This window comes from Dyella sp. SYSU CM1112 (genome assembly GCF_058216415.1).
The window spans coordinates 567,932-584,483 of sequence record NZ_JBZEGI010000001.1 but is presented as its reverse complement, the minus strand read 5'-3'; the positions used below and the strand labels follow the sequence as shown (position 1 = coordinate 584,483).

General features: G+C 58.8%; 15 protein-coding genes. 6 read left to right on the top strand and 9 right to left on the bottom strand.

What is annotated here, in order from left to right; all coding sequences use genetic code 11:
• The first annotated feature begins 7 nt into the window (after positions 1-7).
• Both AC4HNJ_RS02915 and AC4HNJ_RS02910 read left to right on the top strand, forming a co-directional pair.
• Positions 8-1,657 (top strand): acetolactate synthase large subunit, encoded by a 1,650-nt coding sequence (locus tag AC4HNJ_RS02915; protein WP_490478002.1) that lies wholly within the window; start codon positions 8-10, stop codon positions 1,655-1,657.
• A 2-nt stretch (positions 1,658-1,659) separates the two neighbouring features.
• Positions 1,660-3,090, top strand: a complete 1,431-nt coding sequence (locus AC4HNJ_RS02910) for an aldehyde dehydrogenase family protein (RefSeq protein WP_490478001.1) — start codon at positions 1,660-1,662, stop codon at positions 3,088-3,090.
• A 70-nt stretch (positions 3,091-3,160) separates the two neighbouring features.
• Here the strand turns inward: AC4HNJ_RS02910 and AC4HNJ_RS02905 are convergent, their stop codons facing one another.
• Complete coding sequence (locus tag AC4HNJ_RS02905) at positions 3,161-4,117, bottom strand: AraC family transcriptional regulator (RefSeq protein ID WP_490478000.1); 957 nt, start codon at positions 4,115-4,117, stop codon at positions 3,161-3,163.
• Positions 4,118-4,287: 170 nt separating this feature from the next.
• On the opposite strand from AC4HNJ_RS02905, the gene AC4HNJ_RS02900 reads away from it, so the two are divergent.
• A complete protein-coding gene (locus AC4HNJ_RS02900) occupies positions 4,288-5,349 on the top strand; it encodes an NAD(P)-dependent alcohol dehydrogenase (RefSeq protein ID WP_490477999.1) in 1,062 nt (353 codons plus the stop codon).
• A gap of 115 nt (positions 5,350-5,464) precedes the next feature.
• Here AC4HNJ_RS02900 and AC4HNJ_RS02895 read toward each other — a convergent pair whose 3' ends face one another.
• Positions 5,465-6,223 (bottom strand): YdcF family protein, encoded by a 759-nt coding sequence (locus AC4HNJ_RS02895; protein WP_490477998.1) that lies wholly within the window; start codon positions 6,221-6,223, stop codon positions 5,465-5,467.
• Between the two features lie 83 nt (positions 6,224-6,306).
• Here AC4HNJ_RS02895 and AC4HNJ_RS02890 point away from each other — a divergent pair, with 83 nt between their 5' ends.
• Positions 6,307-6,903: an IMPACT family protein gene (locus AC4HNJ_RS02890; protein WP_490477997.1), complete on the top strand. Its 597-nt coding sequence runs from the start codon at positions 6,307-6,309 to the stop codon at positions 6,901-6,903.
• Between the two features lie 104 nt (positions 6,904-7,007).
• Positions 7,008-8,780 carry an ABC transporter transmembrane domain-containing protein gene (locus AC4HNJ_RS02885; protein ID WP_490477996.1) on the top strand — a complete coding sequence of 591 codons (1,773 nt, stop codon included), beginning with the start codon at positions 7,008-7,010 and terminating at the stop codon, positions 8,778-8,780.
• Between the two features lie 160 nt (positions 8,781-8,940).
• Here AC4HNJ_RS02885 and AC4HNJ_RS02880 read toward each other — a convergent pair whose 3' ends face one another.
• The 7 genes from AC4HNJ_RS02880 to AC4HNJ_RS02850 all read right to left on the bottom strand — a co-directional run bounded on the left by AC4HNJ_RS02880 (position 8,941) and on the right by AC4HNJ_RS02850 (position 15,741).
• A complete protein-coding gene (locus AC4HNJ_RS02880) occupies positions 8,941-9,147 on the bottom strand; it encodes a cold-shock protein (protein ID WP_115477178.1) in 207 nt (68 codons plus the stop codon).
• Positions 9,148-9,307: 160 nt separating this feature from the next.
• Complete coding sequence (locus AC4HNJ_RS02875) at positions 9,308-10,057, bottom strand: S-methyl-5'-thioinosine phosphorylase (protein WP_490477995.1); 750 nt, start codon at positions 10,055-10,057, stop codon at positions 9,308-9,310.
• A 114-nt stretch (positions 10,058-10,171) separates the two neighbouring features.
• Positions 10,172-10,735: a hypoxanthine-guanine phosphoribosyltransferase gene (locus AC4HNJ_RS02870; RefSeq protein ID WP_490477994.1), complete on the bottom strand. Its 564-nt coding sequence runs from the start codon at positions 10,733-10,735 to the stop codon at positions 10,172-10,174.
• 8 nt (positions 10,736-10,743) lie between these two features.
• Entirely contained in the window at positions 10,744-11,745 is a 1,002-nt protein-coding gene (nagZ, locus tag AC4HNJ_RS02865) for a beta-N-acetylhexosaminidase (RefSeq protein ID WP_490477993.1), read from the bottom strand.
• Positions 11,745-12,281 (bottom strand): CYTH domain-containing protein, encoded by a 537-nt coding sequence (locus AC4HNJ_RS02860; RefSeq protein WP_490477992.1) that lies wholly within the window; start codon positions 12,279-12,281, stop codon positions 11,745-11,747. The genes nagZ and AC4HNJ_RS02860 overlap by 1 nt, the downstream gene beginning before the upstream one ends.
• Before the next feature lie 7 nt (positions 12,282-12,288).
• On the bottom strand, positions 12,289-13,602 hold the full coding sequence (rlmD, locus tag AC4HNJ_RS02855) for a 23S rRNA (uracil(1939)-C(5))-methyltransferase RlmD (RefSeq protein ID WP_490477991.1): 1,314 nt from the start codon (positions 13,600-13,602) through the stop codon (positions 12,289-12,291).
• 117 nt (positions 13,603-13,719) lie between these two features.
• The gene (locus AC4HNJ_RS02850; protein ID WP_490477990.1) at positions 13,720-15,741 is read right to left on the bottom strand and encodes a translocation/assembly module TamB domain-containing protein; all 2,022 of its coding nucleotides are present in this window, start codon (positions 15,739-15,741) and stop codon (positions 13,720-13,722) included.
• A 48-nt stretch (positions 15,742-15,789) separates the two neighbouring features.
• Here AC4HNJ_RS02850 and AC4HNJ_RS02845 point away from each other — a divergent pair, with 48 nt between their 5' ends.
• The gene (locus tag AC4HNJ_RS02845) at positions 15,790-16,527 is read left to right on the top strand and encodes a response regulator (RefSeq protein ID WP_490477989.1); all 738 of its coding nucleotides are present in this window, start codon (positions 15,790-15,792) and stop codon (positions 16,525-16,527) included.
• The last annotated feature ends 25 nt before the right edge of the window (positions 16,528-16,552 follow it).

Below are 16,552 nucleotides of genomic sequence, written 5' to 3'. Positions count from 1 at the left end.
ACGATGCATGAAGGCTGCCGCTCTGTTCGTGAAAGCATTGGAAGCCGAAGGGGTACGCTGCATTTTCGGCGTGCCTGGTGAAGAAAACCTCGATCTCGTCGAAGCGCTGCGCGAGTCGTCCATTCGCTTGATTGTGACGCGTCATGAGCAGGCCGCCGGCTTCATGGCCGCGACCTGGGGCCGCCTGACCGGTGAGGCCGGCGTTGCGCTTTCTACCCTGGGCCCCGGAGCGACCAACCTGGTTACTGCCGCTGCCTATGCACAGCTCGGCGCGATGCCGATGCTGATGATCACCGGCCAGAAACCCATACGCACGCACAAGCAAGGCCTGTTTCAGCTGGTCGACGTGGTCGACATGATGCAGCCGCTGACCAAGTACACCCGCCAGCTCGTTTCCGCGGCGACTATTCCCGCCCGTATCCGCGAAGCGTTTCGCCGCGCTGAAGAGGAACGTCCCGGCGCCGTACACCTGGAATTGCCCGAAGATATTGCTCGCGATCACGTCGAAGACGCGATTTTGCTTCCTACCGAATATGCGCGGCGTCCATCGCCTGACGACGCTGCGCTGGTCCAGGCCGCCGAGGCCATCAGCGGCGCCAAGCATCCGATCTTGATGATTGGCGCGGCGGCCAACCGTCAACGCACGGCGGTTGCGCTACGCAGCTTTATCGACAAACTTGGCCTCCCCTTTTTCACCACACAGATGGGCAAGGGTGTGGTCGACGAAGACCATCACCTTTGGCTAGGGAATGCGGCGCTTTCCGACGGCGATTTCGTACACCGTGCCATCGACGCCGCGGATGTGATCATCAACGTCGGTCACGATGTGGTCGAAAAGCCGCCATTCTTCATGCAGCGCGGTCGCCGCACGGTCATCCACATCAATTTCTCATCCGCTGAAGTCGATACGGTGTATTTCCCACAGATTGAAGTAGTGGGCGATATCGCCCATTCCGTTGAACGATTGACGGATGCACTCAGCCCGCAGGCTCACTGGAATTTCAACTATTTCGACCAGGTCCGCGAGGCCTTTCAAACCCAGCTGCACCAATACACTGATGAAACTCGTTTTCCAATGCATCCTGTGCGCATCGTCACTGACACGCGCCGGTATATGCCGGACGACGGCATCCTGTGCCTGGACAATGGTATGTACAAATTGTGGTACGCGCGCTACTACAAAGCACGCCAACCCAATACGGTCCTGCTGGACAATGCGCTGGCCACGATGGGTGCGGGGTTGCCGTCCGCCATGGCCGCCAAACTGGTGCATCCGGATCGCAAAGTGCTCGCCATCTGCGGGGATGGGGGCTTCATGATGAACGCCCAAGAGCTGGAGACCGCTGTTCGCTTGAAAATGGACCTGGTGATATTGCTTTGGCGCGACGATGCCTACGGCATGATCCGCTGGAAACAGGCGGATATGGGCTATGCAGATTACGGCATGGAATTCGGCAACCCCGATTTCGTGCGTTTCGCCGAAGCACATGGCGCGCATGGGCACCGTCCTGCAAGCGCCGACGAGCTTCTGCCGACGCTGAAGCGCGCATTCGACCAGGGCGGTGTGCACCTTATCGACCTTGCCGTCGACTATTCCGACAACCATCGTGTACTAGATGAAGAAATCCGTCATCTCAGTGCCGCCGTGAAGGAGTGATCATGCTTAAAAAGCACTATCCCTATTACCTGGCCAACCAGCCGCAAACATCCGACATCCTGATGGATGTGCATGACAAGTTCAGTGGCGACGTGGCGACGCGCGTTGCCGTACCTGACGAGGCCGCGACCGAAAAGGCGATCATGGCTGCCGTGCAGGCTGCCAGTCCGATGAAGCATTTTCGCCCCTGGGCGCGGCAGGCCGTTTTGCAGCATTGCGCGAAACGCTTCGAGGAACGTCATGAAGAACTTGCCATGGCCTTGTGCATCGAAGCCGGCAAGCCGATCAAGGACGCCGCCGGCGAAGTCACACGCCTGATCGAAACCTTTCGCATCGCCTCAGAGGAAGCCGTACGCATCAACGGGGAGACGATCAATCTCGAAATTGCTTCACGATTGGATGGTTACCGCGGCTATACGCAACGCGTACCGGTCGGCCCCGTGTCGTTCATCACGCCCTTCAATTTCCCGCTGAACCTTGTTGCACACAAAGTGGCGCCAGCTATCGCCGCTGGCTGTCCGTTCGTACTGAAGCCATCGGAGAAAACACCGATCGGCGCCTTGATCATCGGCGAAGTCCTGGCCGAAACCGATCTTCCCAAAGGCGCTTTTTCGGTTCTCACCTTGGACGGTCGTCATGCTACGCCGTTGGTGGAAGACGAGCGTCTGAAGCTGCTCTCCTTTACCGGCGGCCAGATCGGCTGGGACCTCAAGGCGCGGGCGGGCCGCAAAAAGGTAACGCTGGAATTGGGCGGCAATGCGGCTTGTATTGTCGATGCCGATCAAGCCGCACACTTGGATAAGGTCGTTGATCGATTGATTTTTGGTGCGTTCTATCAATCAGGCCAAAGTTGCATCAGTGTGCAGCGCATCTATGCACACGCATCGATTTACGAAGAACTCAAGACACGCCTGGTCGGTGCCGTCAAACAACTGAAGGCCGGCGATCCGAAAAATAAAGAGGTATTCCTCGGCCCAATGATCGACGATGCGGCTGCCGAGCGCCTGCAAAACTGGATCAAGGAAGCGCAGCAGGCCGGCGGCACCATCCTGTGTGGTGGTGGGCGCAAGGGCAACATGCTTGAAGCGACGGTGATGGAAAACGTGCCCAGCGATGCCAAGGTGAATCGCATGGAAGCGTTCGGCCCGTTCGTGCTGCTTGCGCCTTTCTCGCGTATCGAGGATGCCTTCGCCATGGTCAACGATTCCGACTTTGGGCTGCAGGCGGGCATCTTCACCGATAGCCTCGATCATGCGATGCGTGCGTGGAATGAGCTGGAACAAGGCGGTGTCCTCGTCAACGACGTGCCTAGCTTCCGGGTGGACAACATGCCCTACGGCGGGGTCAAGCTCTCGGGCATCGGACGGGAGGGCGTGCGGTACGCCATCGAGGACATGACGGAAATCCGGTTGATGGTCATGCGCGAGCAGTGATATTGCAGAATGGGAAGGGTGAGTTGAACGCATGGCCCGGATCGTGCCGAACTCACCCTCGCCCAGGTTTTTACGCCACGCTGCCAGCTTCGACGAAGGAACGCTTGCCTACCTGCCGCAATCGGTTCACGTCGCGCAAGGGCGGTGCGCCGTGCTGGCGGCTGTACTCACGACTGAATTGCGACGGGCTTTCATAACCTACCCGATGCGCCGCCGTAGCGACATCGCAGCCTTCCGTCAGCAGTAATCGCCGTGCTTCATGCAAGCGCAGCACCTTCTGATACTGCAGCGGGCTCATGGCCGTGATCTCACGGAAGTGATGATGCAGAGAAGAAGGACTCATGTTCACCATGCTGGCCAGATCGCCGATGCGCAGTGGCCTGTTGTAGTGCTGCCTCAGCCATTGGATCGCACGTGCGATTTGCTGCCCCTGTCCGCCGGCAACCGCGATTTGCGCCAGACGCGCGCCTTGTTCCCCGGTAAGCAGGCGGTAAATGAGCTCGCGCTCGATCAGCGGCGCAAGCAGGGCCAGATCGTGCGGTGAGTCGAGCAAGCGCACCAAGCGCAGCAGCGGATCGAGCACTTCCTCGGTCAACAGGCTCAATGCGATGCCGCGTGCGGTAGCCGTCGCTGGCTTAGGCAGCTTCACTTCCGAGAGCCATTCGCCGATACGCACCGGATCGAGGCGCAGGTTCAGGCACAAGCAGGGCACCTGCGAGGAAGCGTGCATCACCTGTGCGGTTACCGGCAGATCGATGGAGTTGATCAGGTAGCGCCCTTTTTCCTGCTCGTAACGATCCTCGCCAAGCAGGATGTGCTTGTTACCCTGCAGGAGAAGGCCCAGGCAAGGCTCATACATCGCGCAGCTACGGTCGCTGGGGGCATCGGCACGAAAGAAGGTCAACGCTGGCCACGCTGTCGGCGTGACGCCCTCTGCCTGGGCGTATCGTTCAACCAGGGATGTCAATTCCTCGCTATCCTGTTCTAAACGAGAAAAGGTCTCAATAGGCTTGAGTAGAGTATTCATGCGGGAAATGTGCTCAATTCGTGGGAAAGAGATTGCACGTTCCTGCGGATGGTTGCGAGCCCCCGAACAGTGTTTTGCAGGATCATGCAAGCATTTCGCAGGATCCGGCTACCGGGCCCTTTGCTGCACTGCGCATACTTTTGTTTTTGACGTTCTACCAGGAGAGATACATGGCCTTGAACATCCGTGGCTATGCCGCGCAGTCCGCTACCACACCGCTGGCACCTCATCAGTTCGAAAGGCGCGACCCTCGCCCCGATGACGTGGTCATCGACATCCTCTACTGCGGCGTGTGTCACTCCGATATCCACCAAGCGCGCAATGAATGGGGCGGCGCCCAGTATCCCCTGGTGCCCGGACACGAAATCATTGGGCGCGTAGCCTCGGTAGGCACGCAGGTCAGCCGCTTCAAGCCCGGCGACATGGTGGGCGTAGGCTGCCTGGTCGACTCCTGTCAGCATTGCGATGCCTGCGCACAGGGGCTTGAGCAGTACTGCAAGGAAGTTCCTACCTTTACCTACAACAGCATCGATCGCCACGATGGGCGGATAACCTATGGCGGTTATTCCGAGCGCATGGTGGTGTCGGACAAGTTCGTCCTTCGCGTCCCCGAGGGCATCGACCCGAAAGCCGCTGCTCCCTTGCTGTGCGCCGGTATCACGACCTGGTCGCCGCTGCGTCACTGGAATATCGGCAAGGACCACAAGGTGGCCGTGATTGGACTCGGGGGCCTTGGCCACATGGGCTTGAAGTTTGCCAAAGCAATGGACGCGGACGTGACCCTGTTTACACGTTCGCCTGGCAAGGAAACGGAAGCGCGCCGGCTCGGTGCCGATCATGTAGTGCTATCGACCGATCCGAAACAGATGGAAGCGGTCGCCGGCCATTTCGATTTCATCCTGGATACGGTGCCGCACCAGCACGACCTGAATCCTTATCTCGCCACGCTGAAGCTCAATGGCGTACATGTGCTGGTCGGCCTGGTCGAACCGGTGAACCCGCCCGTTCATGCCGGCGTGCTCATCTTCGGTCGCCGCTCGGTCGCCGGCTCCCTCATCGGCGGCCTTCCGGAAACGCAGGAGATGCTGGATTTCTGTGCTCAGCACGGGATCGGTGCGGATGTGGAAATGATCAACATCCAAGATATCAATACCGCCTACGGCAGGATGCTCAACAGCGACGTACGCTATCGCTTCGTGATTGACATGGCTTCGTTGAAAAACGCAGCCTAGTTTGCGCAGGACATTGCGCGCGAAGCTGCATGCAAGGGTTTCGCGCGCAATGTCCACACGGCTGCCTCCTTCCTTCGCGTCCTCGAACGAAAGCAGGCGCTCGTGGTTCTCGGTGTTACGGAGCACCGTAGCGGCTGGGTGGCGTGTTCCAGCCCATGGCGTTGTACAAGTGATACGTCAACACGCCGAGGTATTCATGCAGGGCAAATTCCGTCAACGCGACATTCCACCCGTTGGGGAACCAGGTCAGTCGCACATCTGCGTAATCACCGCGCACCGGTATCACGGACATGCCAAAGTGTTCAAAATATTTGCTCGCACGGCGCAAATGCACGGCTGACGACACCAACACCGTGCGCTGTGGTGCATACGCTTTAAGCATCGGTTGTACGAATTGGGCGTTCTGCCAGGTATTCAAGCTGCGCGTTTCCAGCATCAGATCCGAACGATCCACGCCCATTGCCGCCAGTACTTCCCCATAGACCGCTGCTTCCGACTTTCCGTTATGGAAAGGATCGCCGCCGCTGACAATCAGTCTGCATTGGTTGCCAGTCTGCTTGCATTGGCGATACAGGATAAAGCCTTCTGTGAGCCTTCCTCCTGCGAATACGGTAGGAACGATCTGCGAGGTGCCGATGACACGCGATGTTCCCACCCCTAATACGACAATCGCATTACGAGGAGCCCAGGTGATGGCCGGTCGCGTTGCGTAGGGGGCCTGCAAATGCGCTAGCAACCAGGCGGGCAATGGACCGCACCCCGTCGCCAGAAAAAGCAGAAAAGCCATGCCGCAAAGTGCCCATCCGCTGCGCTTTCGTCGCAGGCGGTGCAGCAGATATCCAAGCAGACAAAGCAGGACCCATACCATCAACATGCGCACGTCCTTATTTCAAAGTATCGCCGTAGAGTACGTCATGCCGTGTGACTCGCGAGGGTGCTTGCCCTACTCTGCATGGCATGAGTTCAACGCTGCATACCCTCCTGGCCCCCTTCGAGCACAGCGAAGAGATTCGTAAAAGTCGGTTTCTGGCCAAGGCAGCCCCGGTCGACACCGCAGCGCAGGCTCTTGCTTTCGTCCATGCGGCAAGTGACACCACGGCAACCCACAACTGCTGGGCTTACCGTATCGGCCAGGATTATCGCTTCAACGACGATGGCGAGCCCGGCGGCACGGCTGGACGCCCTATCCTGCAGGCCATTGAAGGACAAGGTATCGACCGGATCATCGTGGTTGTCACGCGCTGGTACGGCGGCATCAAACTCGGTGCGGGCGGCTTGGCGCGAGCCTACGGCGGCACCGCCGCGGCATGCCTTCGGTTAGCCGGGCGAACCCCTATCGTGGCAACCACACGGCTAGGAGTGCATTGCGATTTCGCCGCACATACCCTGATGAAAGCGCGTCTTCGAGACATCGGCGCCGAGATCGAACAGGAAAACTTTGATGCTGCGGGCGTTACTTTGCACCTGCGCCTGCCGGTGGAACGCGTGGACGATGCCAAGGCCCGCATCGTGGATATCAGCCGAGGCCGTATCGAGGCTTATCTGTTGGATTGAAGCACCCCGTTGTCCATGACGCTCGCGCAGTATCTCCACGGACATGATTGAATCAGAGGCCCGGGTCCCCAATCTGATTTCGATCCAGATTGCGACAGGCCCCTATGAGCACCTCTCCAGCGAATGACCCCAAGCCACGTCGTCGCGTAGGCTCGCTGCGCCTGCTCTGGCCATTCATGAGACCCCATCGCACGCTGGCATTGGGATGGCTGATATTCCTGGCGATCTCCTCCGGTGCCACCTTGGTGTTGCCTACGGCGGTGCGGCACATGATCGACCGCGGCTTTCGCCATTCCAGTCTTACCGCGATCAACCATAGTTTCCTCGGCTTGTTTGCAGTGGCGTTGGTGATGGCCTTCGCCACGGCGGCTCGGTTTTATTGCATCTCACTGCTGGGCGAACGCACACTGGCCGCGTTGCGCTCAAAGTTGTATGCACATGTGATCCGGCTCGATGTGGGCTTTTTCGAACGCAGCCGGGTGGGTGAACTGATTTCCCGGCTCGGCACCGATACGGAGGTGGTGCAGGCACTCGTTGGGTCGGGCATTTCGGTCGCCTTGCGCAGTGCGGTGATGCTGGTGGGTGCTACCGTCGCCATGATCTGGACCAGTCCGCATTTGGCGGGACTTACTGCGCTGGTGATTCCTGCAGTCGTGTTGCCGATTCTGATTTTCGGCCGCCGAGTACAGCGACTTTCACGTGCCAGCCAAGATCGTCTTGCTGACGCGGCCGCGATCGCCAACGAAACGCTCAACGCGGCCACGGCCGTAAAAGCCTACGCCCGCGAGAATATCGAGAGCGGCCGATACGGCAACGCCATCCAGCGTGCATTAGCTACGGCTCGCCAGCGCATTGGCACGCGCGCGATGCTTACGGTGGCCGTCATCGTGCTTTTTTTCGGCGCCATTACGTTGGTGTTGTGGGTGGGCGCGCGCAATGTGCTCACTGGCAGCCTGGATGCCGGTGTGCTGGCGCAATTCGTGGTGTACGCCATGCTTTCCGGCGGGTCGATGATGGGCTTGTCGGACGTATGGGGTGATGTACTGCGCGCTGCCGGTGCCATGGAGCGCATAGGCGAGCTTTTTCACGAGCAGGCCAGCATCGCCGATCCAGTTCATCCACAGCATTTGCCGCGACCGATCCGTGGCAGCCTGCGGTTCGAAAACGTCGGCTTTCACTACCCTACCCGGCCCGATGCTGCGGCGCTGCATGAATTCAATTTGGAGATACGCCCAGGCGAAACCGTGGCGCTGGTCGGTCCTTCCGGCGCAGGCAAGAGTACCGTGCTTGCGTTGCTGTTGCGTTTTTACGATCCACAGCAAGGTCGCATCAGCCTCGATGGCGTCGATCTGCGCGCGCTCATGCTGCCTGAACTGCGAGGCGCAATCGCGCTGGTTCCCCAAGAGACCGTGATCTTTGGCGACACCGCCGCAAACAACATCCGCTTCGGAAGACAGGATGCCAGCGATGAAAAAGTGCATGCCGCCGCCCGTGCAGCAGAAGCACATGAGTTCATCCAGTTGCTACAAGGAGGGTATGAAGCGCAATTAGGCGAACACGGTGCGCGATTGTCGGGTGGCCAGCGCCAGCGCGTCGCGATTGCTCGCGCCATTCTGCGCGATGCGCCGCTGCTCTTGCTGGACGAGGCGACCTCCGCCCTGGACGCACAATCGGAAGCCGCTATCCAGCAGGCCCTGGAACGTCTCGAAAAGGGGCGGACAACCTTGGTCATTGCCCACCGCCTTGCCACCGTTCAACGGGCGGATCGTATCGTGGTGATGGACGGCGGAAGGATCGTGGCGCAAGGCACCCATGAAAGCCTGCTTGACGAAGGCGGCTTGTACGCTGAACTTGCACGCCTTCAGTTCGTTGCCTGATTTGTTCCTGCTTTGCTTTTCAACAGAAGGCGCTTCGGGTTTTGTATCGATTCAAGCGTGGAGCGTGCAGAACTACACGTATAGGCCTTTGAAAAAGAGAAAGCCTTGCGCAAGACAAGGCTTTCTCTGTACTACTCGATTAAAGCAACGACGGCTTTGATCAGACCGCGAGTTCGACCCCGGAAGCCTGGGCACCCTTCGGGCCCTGGGTAACTTCGAACTTCACGCGCTGACCTTCCTGCAGGCTGCGGAAGCCCTTGGCATTGATCGCCGAGAAGTGGACAAACACGTCCTCCCCACCATCCTCGGGCGCGATGAAGCCAAAGCCCTTGGCGTCGTTGAACCACTTGACCGTACCGAAACGCATTGCGTGAACCTCTGAATCTAAGGACTGGATGCACCAAGTCTCTGCGAGAACCACCTCTACCCCTAGGTCCGCCGCCCCTGGCACAGAGAAAGTATCTGCATGTTTTCAGGCAAAGCGCAATATGCGCCTGCGTCAGGTGCGACGTCGGAGGACCGATTGCTTAGCTTTTGAGCAGTTCGGCGATGATCGGCGGGACCGTTTCGGTCGCCGCTGCAAGGTGGGCGAAGATCTCTTCAATGCTGATTTCAGGCTCATTTCCGCATCCGGCAGCGAAATTGGCGACGAGCGCCAGGCACGCATAGTCCATATCCAGTTCTCGTGCCAAGGCAGCCTCCGGCATGCCGGTCATGCCGACCAGATCGCAGCCGTCGCGCTTCAAACGCACGATCTCCGCACGCGTTTCCAGCCGCGGCCCCTGGGTGGCACCGTAGCAGCCACCATCGATGACATCGATACCGGCGCGCCGCGCTGCGTCAATCAACGCCATGCGCAGCGGCGCCGTATAGGGCTCGGTAAAGTCGATGTGTTTGACCTCGGCACCTTCGATATCGCAAAAACTCGTGTAGCGGCCACTGGTGTAATCGATGATCTGATCGGGCACTACGATGGCTCGCGGGCCCATATCATCGCGAATGCCGCCCACGGCATTTACGCCGATCACTCTGCGCGCCCCCAGATGGTGAAGAGCCCATACGTTCGCACGGTAATTCACACGGTGCGGAGGCAGCGTGTGGCTTTCGCCATGGCGAGCAAGGAATGCGATCCGCCGCCCTGCGAAATCTCCCATGACAACCTCACCCGAAGCCGGGCCGTACGGTGTGTCGACCTGCTGCCGCACCGGATTTTCGAGGCCAGAAAAACGATACAGGCCGCTGCCGCCGATGACGGCAAGATCAAGGGAATGGTTCATGACGGTAGGTTCCGGGAATCACGATAAAACAGAAGATAGATAGATCGCGGCTCGGCGGCACGTGGCCACCGCCGTAGCGAAACACATCAACGGTCGGCCTGAGGAGGTGCTTCCTCAACGCAATGCATAGATACCTGGCAAGTTACGCCCCTGCTCGTAGTAGTCCATGCCGAAGCCAAAGACGTATCGATCGGGGAGGTCGACGCCGTTGAAATCGCTCTCGATGCCGTCGACGCAGCGATCATGCAGCTTGCGGCACAACGTGGCGACGAGCACGCGTTTGGCACCGCGACGGAAACAATCATCCCGTACAGCCTTGAGCGTGTGTCCTTCATCAAGGATGTCGTCGACGAGCAGCACCGTACGCCCTTGCAGCGATGCCGTGGGTTCGCGCAGCCAATGCAGGGTGTTGCCGGTAGTGGTGCCACGGTAGCGGGTAGCATGGACATAATCGAATTCGAGATCTGTACGGATGGACAGCGCAAGCTGCCCGCCGAACATCAGCGCCCCGTTCATGACCGTGAGAAACACGGCACGTTCGCCATCAAGCACCGCATCGATGGCGCGGCCCATGTCGGCGATCACAGTCTCCAGCTCTGCCCGTCCGAACAATACATCGGAATGAGTCAGCGCCTCGGCGAGAGATGGAAGATCCTTGCTGGAAGGAGATGAAGTCATGACGTACCTCAATGGTCCAATGCTGTGACGCGGGCGACGAAACGGTCGCGCTGCGGGTTGTCGAGCAATCCTTCCCAGGTAGCGCCTATTGCTCCCCGCAGCGCCGCAATACGATTTGTGCTCGCTTCGCTGGGCTGAGGGATAGCTGCAATGGCTTCTTCCACCACTTCGGGAAAACAGGCAAGCACCAGATCGCAACCGGCATGCAAATGCGCTCGCACGCGCCGGCCGATATCACCGGCAACGCCAGCTGCGGCCATGCTGATATCGTCGCTGACGATGGCCCCCTGAAATCCCAATTCGCCACGCAGGATGTCGCCAATCCAGCGCGGGGAATAGCCCGCGGGCTGGTCGTCCACGGCAGGATAGACCACATGGGCCATCATCACGGCTTCCGCATGCGCGAGGAAACCCTCCTTGAAGGGGCGAAGATCATCGTGCCGGATTTCATCCAGCGAGCGCGGGTCGATGGCCTGGGCCTTATGGGTATCGGCCGCGACCGAGCCATGGCCGGGGAAATGCTTGAGCACGGCAGCCATGCCGCCTAGATGCATGCCTCGTACGTAAGCGTGAACCAGTTCACCCGCAATATCCGGATCAGCGTGGAAAGCACGCGTGCCGATGGCAGCATTGCCACGAGCCAGATCCGCCACTGGCGCGAAACTGAAATCGATACCGCTGGCACGCAGCTCGCTGGACATGATCCAGGCATGCTCCTCAGCCAGTCGCGTAGCCTCGACCGGGTCCTTTTCATACACCTCACCGAGCTTCGCCAAGGCCGGCAGACGGGTGAAGCCTTCGCGAAAACGCTGCACCGGACCGCCCTCTTGATCCACGGCAAGCAAAAACGTTTCGCCGGCTACCGCACGAATCGACTCGGTCAGTGTCATGAGCTGTTCGCGATGAGCATAATTGCGGGCGAACAGAATGACGCCCGCTACGCCCGGAGCCGTGAGCCATGCTCGCTCGTGCGGCAACACTTCGGTTCCCGCGATCCCGATCAACAACATCAGGCGTGGTCCCCCTGCAATATATCGGCATTCGCTTCACGCTCCGATGAAGTCCATGCAGCGTAAGGGTACTCGATCAAATTGACGTTGTAATAGCGTGCCAATTCGCTGACCTCCGGTCCAAGCCAGGAAGGCCGCGGAAAAACAGCTTCCGCAGTAGGCAGTTCGATCTCGGCTACAACAAGGCCGTGATTCTCGCCCAGGAACTCGTCGACCTCGAACAACCAGCCGTCCACTTCCACGTGATGTCGGATTTTTTCCAATACGCCATCGCACAGTGAATGAAGCATCACCTGCGCATCGGCGAGCGGCAAAGGTAATTCGTACTCGGCACGCGCCACGCCCAGCTCCACCGATTTGATATTGAGCCATGCCTGCTGACCACTGATCCTGACTCGTACCGATGCCCGTGCAATGCCTTCGCGAAGGGCGCGCACGCTGACGAGATAACCTTGTGCAATAGGTCGGCTTGAGGTGACAAGCGTGCGCCAACTATCGTCGGCCAACAGGAATTTTCGTTCGATTTCGATACCCATGCGGATGCTACCTGCGCTCGAACAAGGCAATGGATTCGACATGCGCCGTATGCGGAAACATGTCCATCACACCAGCCGACACCAAACGAAAACCATGCCGCTCGACCAGGATGCCGGCATCACGTGCCAATGACGCAGGATGACAAGAGACATAGACGATCCGTGACGTTGCTTTGTGGGGAAGGTATTCCAGCACTTTATCCGCACCCGCACGAGGCGGATCGAGCAACAGTTTGTCCCATGGCTTGCGCGCCCAATCGGTACCACGCTGATCTTCGAAAAGATTGGCCACCTGAAAATAAGCATTGCCAAGCCCGTTGCGTGCGGCGTTATCTGCTGCACGTTCAACCAGGCCATGCTCGCCTTCCACACCAACGACTTCGGCCGCACGCCGTGCCAAGGGCAAGGTGAAATTACCCAATCCACAGAATAGATCCAGAACGCGGTCCTGCGGTTGTGGATCCAGCAACGCCAGTGTCCGCGCAATCATGCGCCGATTCATGCCGGCGTTGACCTGCACAAAATCAAGCGGCTGAAATTCAAGCTCGACGTCGCTCGTACCCTCGCCTGCCGAAACATGAAATGCGAGGCGAGGATGCTCTGGCCACAATGGATGCACACTGCTGATACCGCCGGGCTGCAGGTAGATGGCGAACCCGTGCAGCTGGCCGAACGCCACGAGCTTCGCGCGATCCTCCTCGCTCAATGGCTTGAGGTGACGAAAAACCAAGGCGACGGTGTCCTCACCGGCAGCAAATTCGATTTGCGGGATATCGGCGGCAGCGTGCATGCCACTGATCAGATCGGCCAGCATCCCGATCTTCGGCCCGAGCGCAGGATGGACGACGTCGCAATGCATGATGTCGGCCACGAAGCGCGGATTGCTCTCCTCACGAAAACCCACCAATACGCGACCTTTTTTCGCGACGGCACGCACCGACAAACGACCTTTGCGGCGATAGCCCCATGCATCATCGGTGAGCGGTGACAACCAACTTTCCGGCTCCACTTTGCCGATGCGTGCGAAGTTGTCCATCAATACACGCTGTTTCGCTTCGATCTGGGCGGCAGCATCCAGATGTTGCAGCGAACATCCGCCGCATTGACCAAAATGCGCACACCTTGGCTCCACGCGATGGGGTGATGGCACGAGAATTTCGATCGCTTCAGCTTCGTCGAAATGGCGATGCCGCTTGCGAATACGCAGACGCACTTGTTCGCCGATTAATGCGCCGCTGACAAAAACCGTCTTGCCATCGATGCGGGTAACCCCACGGCCATCATGACTCAAATCGATGACGGAGACTTCGAATTCGTTCATTGATGCTCTTGAAAACGGAGGACCTGGATCGGACGACCCAGACGGATAAGAAGAAGGTTCAGACCTCGCCTTGCCGGCTCGGTTATTCAGCCATGATACCAGCCCGGCACAGCCGGCTTAGCGGTCCACGACAGCTCCCTGGGACGCTGTCTTGAGTCGATGAACCAGTACCGGCCAATCGATCTTGGTTTGGGTACCAACGACGTGGACATAGGGCAGGCCGCTTCCCTCGACAATCGAGTAGCCACTGACATCGCCGTCCAGACCGCCAAGCGTACATACACCATTCTGAAGCTCGGCACGAATACCCATGCGCTTGTAATTGAAAGTCTTGAAAAGCCGCATCACCGCCCCTTGCAGTCCGCTTGCTGCCGCTCCACCCGTGATAATGGAAAGATTGTTGGCTGCGCGCAGGCTGATCCGCCCATCACTCTGGGCTTGCAAAGAAGCGTTGAACGCGAGGGGGCCACCGGCGGCGAGTTGCAAGCCGTCAATGGAACCTTCCAGCTGCCCCGTGATATTTCCAAAATTGAAGGCATTGGTAAGCGCCGCAAGATCGATCTGATGCAGGCTTATATCCCCTCCCCATACGGTGCCGGCACTCCATGGCTGCTGCACGGAGAGGTGATTTACCTCGGCCGTGCCATTGAACGCCTTGATAGTGAGTTGGCCGTCCAAGGCATAGCGATCTCCTGCCCACTGTATCGAGGAAATGGTGCCGTTCAATGTGCCAGGAAAAGGAATCCAACCCATCGTTTGATTGAACGCCGCCATGTCCAAATCATGCAGGCCAAGCGCAACATCAAAGCGCTGGTTTCGCGCCGCATTGGGTTGCCAGCTGAATCGGTTGATATGCACCTGCCCCATGAGCAAAGCCACATCCAAAGGTGATTGCAGGCTCAGATGTCCATCATGGCTGCGCCAGCGTGCCTGTCCAGCGCCAAGTACAAACTGGCGGAGAGCAAGTTCATCCCAACCCAGTGTCGTTGCTGATCTTTCGTTCTGGTCCGACCAATCCACATCGCCATGCAGACCCTTGGCTTGCCACTGGCCGGAGCTATCCGAGATGCTCAGCCCGTTGGTATGGAATGCAAAGCTGCGCCACGTATTGTTGGTGTAGTCGACATGCCCTTCGAGTTGCCCTGCCATCTGCACGGAAGGCGTTGCGAAGCCGTCATCCAGCCATGGCTGGCCGTAGCGATCATACGCGGCAGGAAACCGCGCCTGGAAATGCTCCAGTCGAAGTTTTTGGAGATCACCCTTGGCATCGAGGGTGAGAGCCCCTTCCAGATGGAGCGCATCGGGATCGTCAAAGCGCAAATGGCTGATACTGAGTCCACCGCGTTGCGAGGATGCACGCAGATCCATGACCACATCGTGGGAGGGAAGCCGGGCAAACACCGGCCCTAGCTGTAATGCTCCGCCACGTATCCCGCCATTCAACATCAGCTGGGCCGGAGACACCATAGCGTCGAGTGTGAACCGTGCATGCCCGGCCAATCCCTGCCCTCCCACATTGCCGGTGGGAGTGGCGTAATGGAGATCTGCAACCGTGAAATCGCCCGACGCTTGAAAGCCCTGGTCGCGCACATCCAGGGCGAGATCCGCATTGAGCTTGCCACCCGAAATATGGCCCGCCCACACGGTTCCTAGCAGCCCTTGCAGCCATCCAGCCGGAAGGTTTTGCAGATTGATCTGGGCGTGCGTGGTTTGATCGAGCGGAAAAGCCGTCCCGATATGAGCCGCGCCTTGATCGACGTCGACTTCCAGAGTATTGGCCGAGGTATCCACTGTCATGCTGACCGTGGCTTTGCCAAACGCGCCGCCTGGAGCACCGGTCAGCTGGGCTGCTCCCGTGAAAATCCAGCGTAATTGCATGTCGCGTTGCAGCACACCCTGCAGTGCCAGATTCACCCTGCGCCACCCAAAGCTGGGGATGCCCACCTTGCTTGCGTGGATGGTGACTTGAACGGTGTTAGGGTCAACCCCCTGAATCAGCTGCACTTGAACATCTTGAAGGCTGACGCCCGGTAGCTCGATCCTTTTGGCGGAAACGACAGAATCCGCCCAGGCGGGCGCCACCCCAAGCCAAAGCAGGGCAACGACAAGGACGAATAGGCGGCTGACTGTCAAAACCATGGAGGGGTCATTCTGCCAAACTAAGCTGAACGATGTGGACACGGACCCATGCCATATCCCCCAGACACCCCTGCCCCTCACCCTATGAACGCGCCATACGTGCTGGTCGCCGACGATGATGCCCCCAGCCGCTATTTTCTAAACGATGCGTTTCGACAATTCGGCGCCCGGGTCGCACTCGCCTCGGACGGAAACGAGGCTTTGACGTTGGCTCGCGCAGAGGCATTCGACCTCCTCATACTGGACTGCCGCATGCCCTTCAACGGCGCTGTGGAAGTGCTGGCGGTGTTGCGCAATGACGCGCACGCGCGCTCGGTTTCCAGCCCCGCGGTTGCCAGCAGTGCCGAATTGGATGCACATGAGCAGCAAGCTTTGCTCGCCAAGGGCTTTCATGCCGCGTTGCTTAAGCCCTGTTCGCTGCAAGATTTGCGAAATATTCTGACATTGGCCATCACTGGCCAGCGGGAACTTCCGCTACTCGATGACGCGCTTGCGTTGAACGCAAGCGGTGCACCAGCAGCTGTTCAAGCACTGCGCAGGCTGTTTCATGCGGAACTGCTAAAGCTTTCGCATGAATGGGACGAACTGAGTTCAGATCCGCCTGCGCTGGAAACTCGCCTGCATAAATTGCGCTCATCTTGCGGCTTCTGTGGAGCAACCTCACTATCCGAACGTATTGGCTCGCTCCAGCGACATCTGAAGTTGGGCCATCGAGGGGCTATGCTGCCACTGGCAGAATTTCAGCGATCACTGCTGCAAACCATCCAGGCTCTGGAAACGCGCTAAATCCATGCCTTCAAATGCACAAGGC

What these genes read in the sequence shown, in the direction of transcription:
- AC4HNJ_RS02875 (WP_490477995.1), bottom strand. Translation starts at nt 10,057, where the DNA reads ATGAACCATTCCCTTGATCTTGCCGTCATCGGCGGCAGCGGCCTGTAT.
- AC4HNJ_RS02850 (WP_490477990.1), bottom strand. Translation starts at nt 15,741, where the DNA reads ATGGTTTTGACAGTCAGCCGCCTATTCGTCCTTGTCGTTGCCCTGCTT.
- AC4HNJ_RS02895 (WP_490477998.1), bottom strand. Translation starts at nt 6,223, where the DNA reads ATGTTGATGGTATGGGTCCTGCTTTGTCTGCTTGGATATCTGCTGCAC.
- AC4HNJ_RS02900 (WP_490477999.1), top strand. Translation starts at nt 4,288, where the DNA reads ATGGCCTTGAACATCCGTGGCTATGCCGCGCAGTCCGCTACCACACCG.
- AC4HNJ_RS02870 (WP_490477994.1), bottom strand. Translation starts at nt 10,735, where the DNA reads ATGACTTCATCTCCTTCCAGCAAGGATCTTCCATCTCTCGCCGAGGCG.
- AC4HNJ_RS02890 (WP_490477997.1), top strand. Translation starts at nt 6,307, where the DNA reads ATGAGTTCAACGCTGCATACCCTCCTGGCCCCCTTCGAGCACAGCGAA.
- AC4HNJ_RS02845 (WP_490477989.1), top strand. Translation starts at nt 15,790, where the DNA reads ATGCCATATCCCCCAGACACCCCTGCCCCTCACCCTATGAACGCGCCA.
- AC4HNJ_RS02860 (WP_490477992.1), bottom strand. Translation starts at nt 12,281, where the DNA reads ATGGGTATCGAAATCGAACGAAAATTCCTGTTGGCCGACGATAGTTGG.
- rlmD (WP_490477991.1), bottom strand. Translation starts at nt 13,602, where the DNA reads ATGAACGAATTCGAAGTCTCCGTCATCGATTTGAGTCATGATGGCCGT.
- AC4HNJ_RS02915 (WP_490478002.1), top strand. Translation starts at nt 8, where the DNA reads ATGAAGGCTGCCGCTCTGTTCGTGAAAGCATTGGAAGCCGAAGGGGTA.
- nagZ (WP_490477993.1), bottom strand. Translation starts at nt 11,745, where the DNA reads ATGTTGTTGATCGGGATCGCGGGAACCGAAGTGTTGCCGCACGAGCGA.
- AC4HNJ_RS02885 (WP_490477996.1), top strand. Translation starts at nt 7,008, where the DNA reads ATGAGCACCTCTCCAGCGAATGACCCCAAGCCACGTCGTCGCGTAGGC.
- AC4HNJ_RS02880 (WP_115477178.1), bottom strand. Translation starts at nt 9,147, where the DNA reads ATGCGTTTCGGTACGGTCAAGTGGTTCAACGACGCCAAGGGCTTTGGC.
- AC4HNJ_RS02910 (WP_490478001.1), top strand. Translation starts at nt 1,660, where the DNA reads ATGCTTAAAAAGCACTATCCCTATTACCTGGCCAACCAGCCGCAAACA.
- AC4HNJ_RS02905 (WP_490478000.1), bottom strand. Translation starts at nt 4,117, where the DNA reads ATGAATACTCTACTCAAGCCTATTGAGACCTTTTCTCGTTTAGAACAG.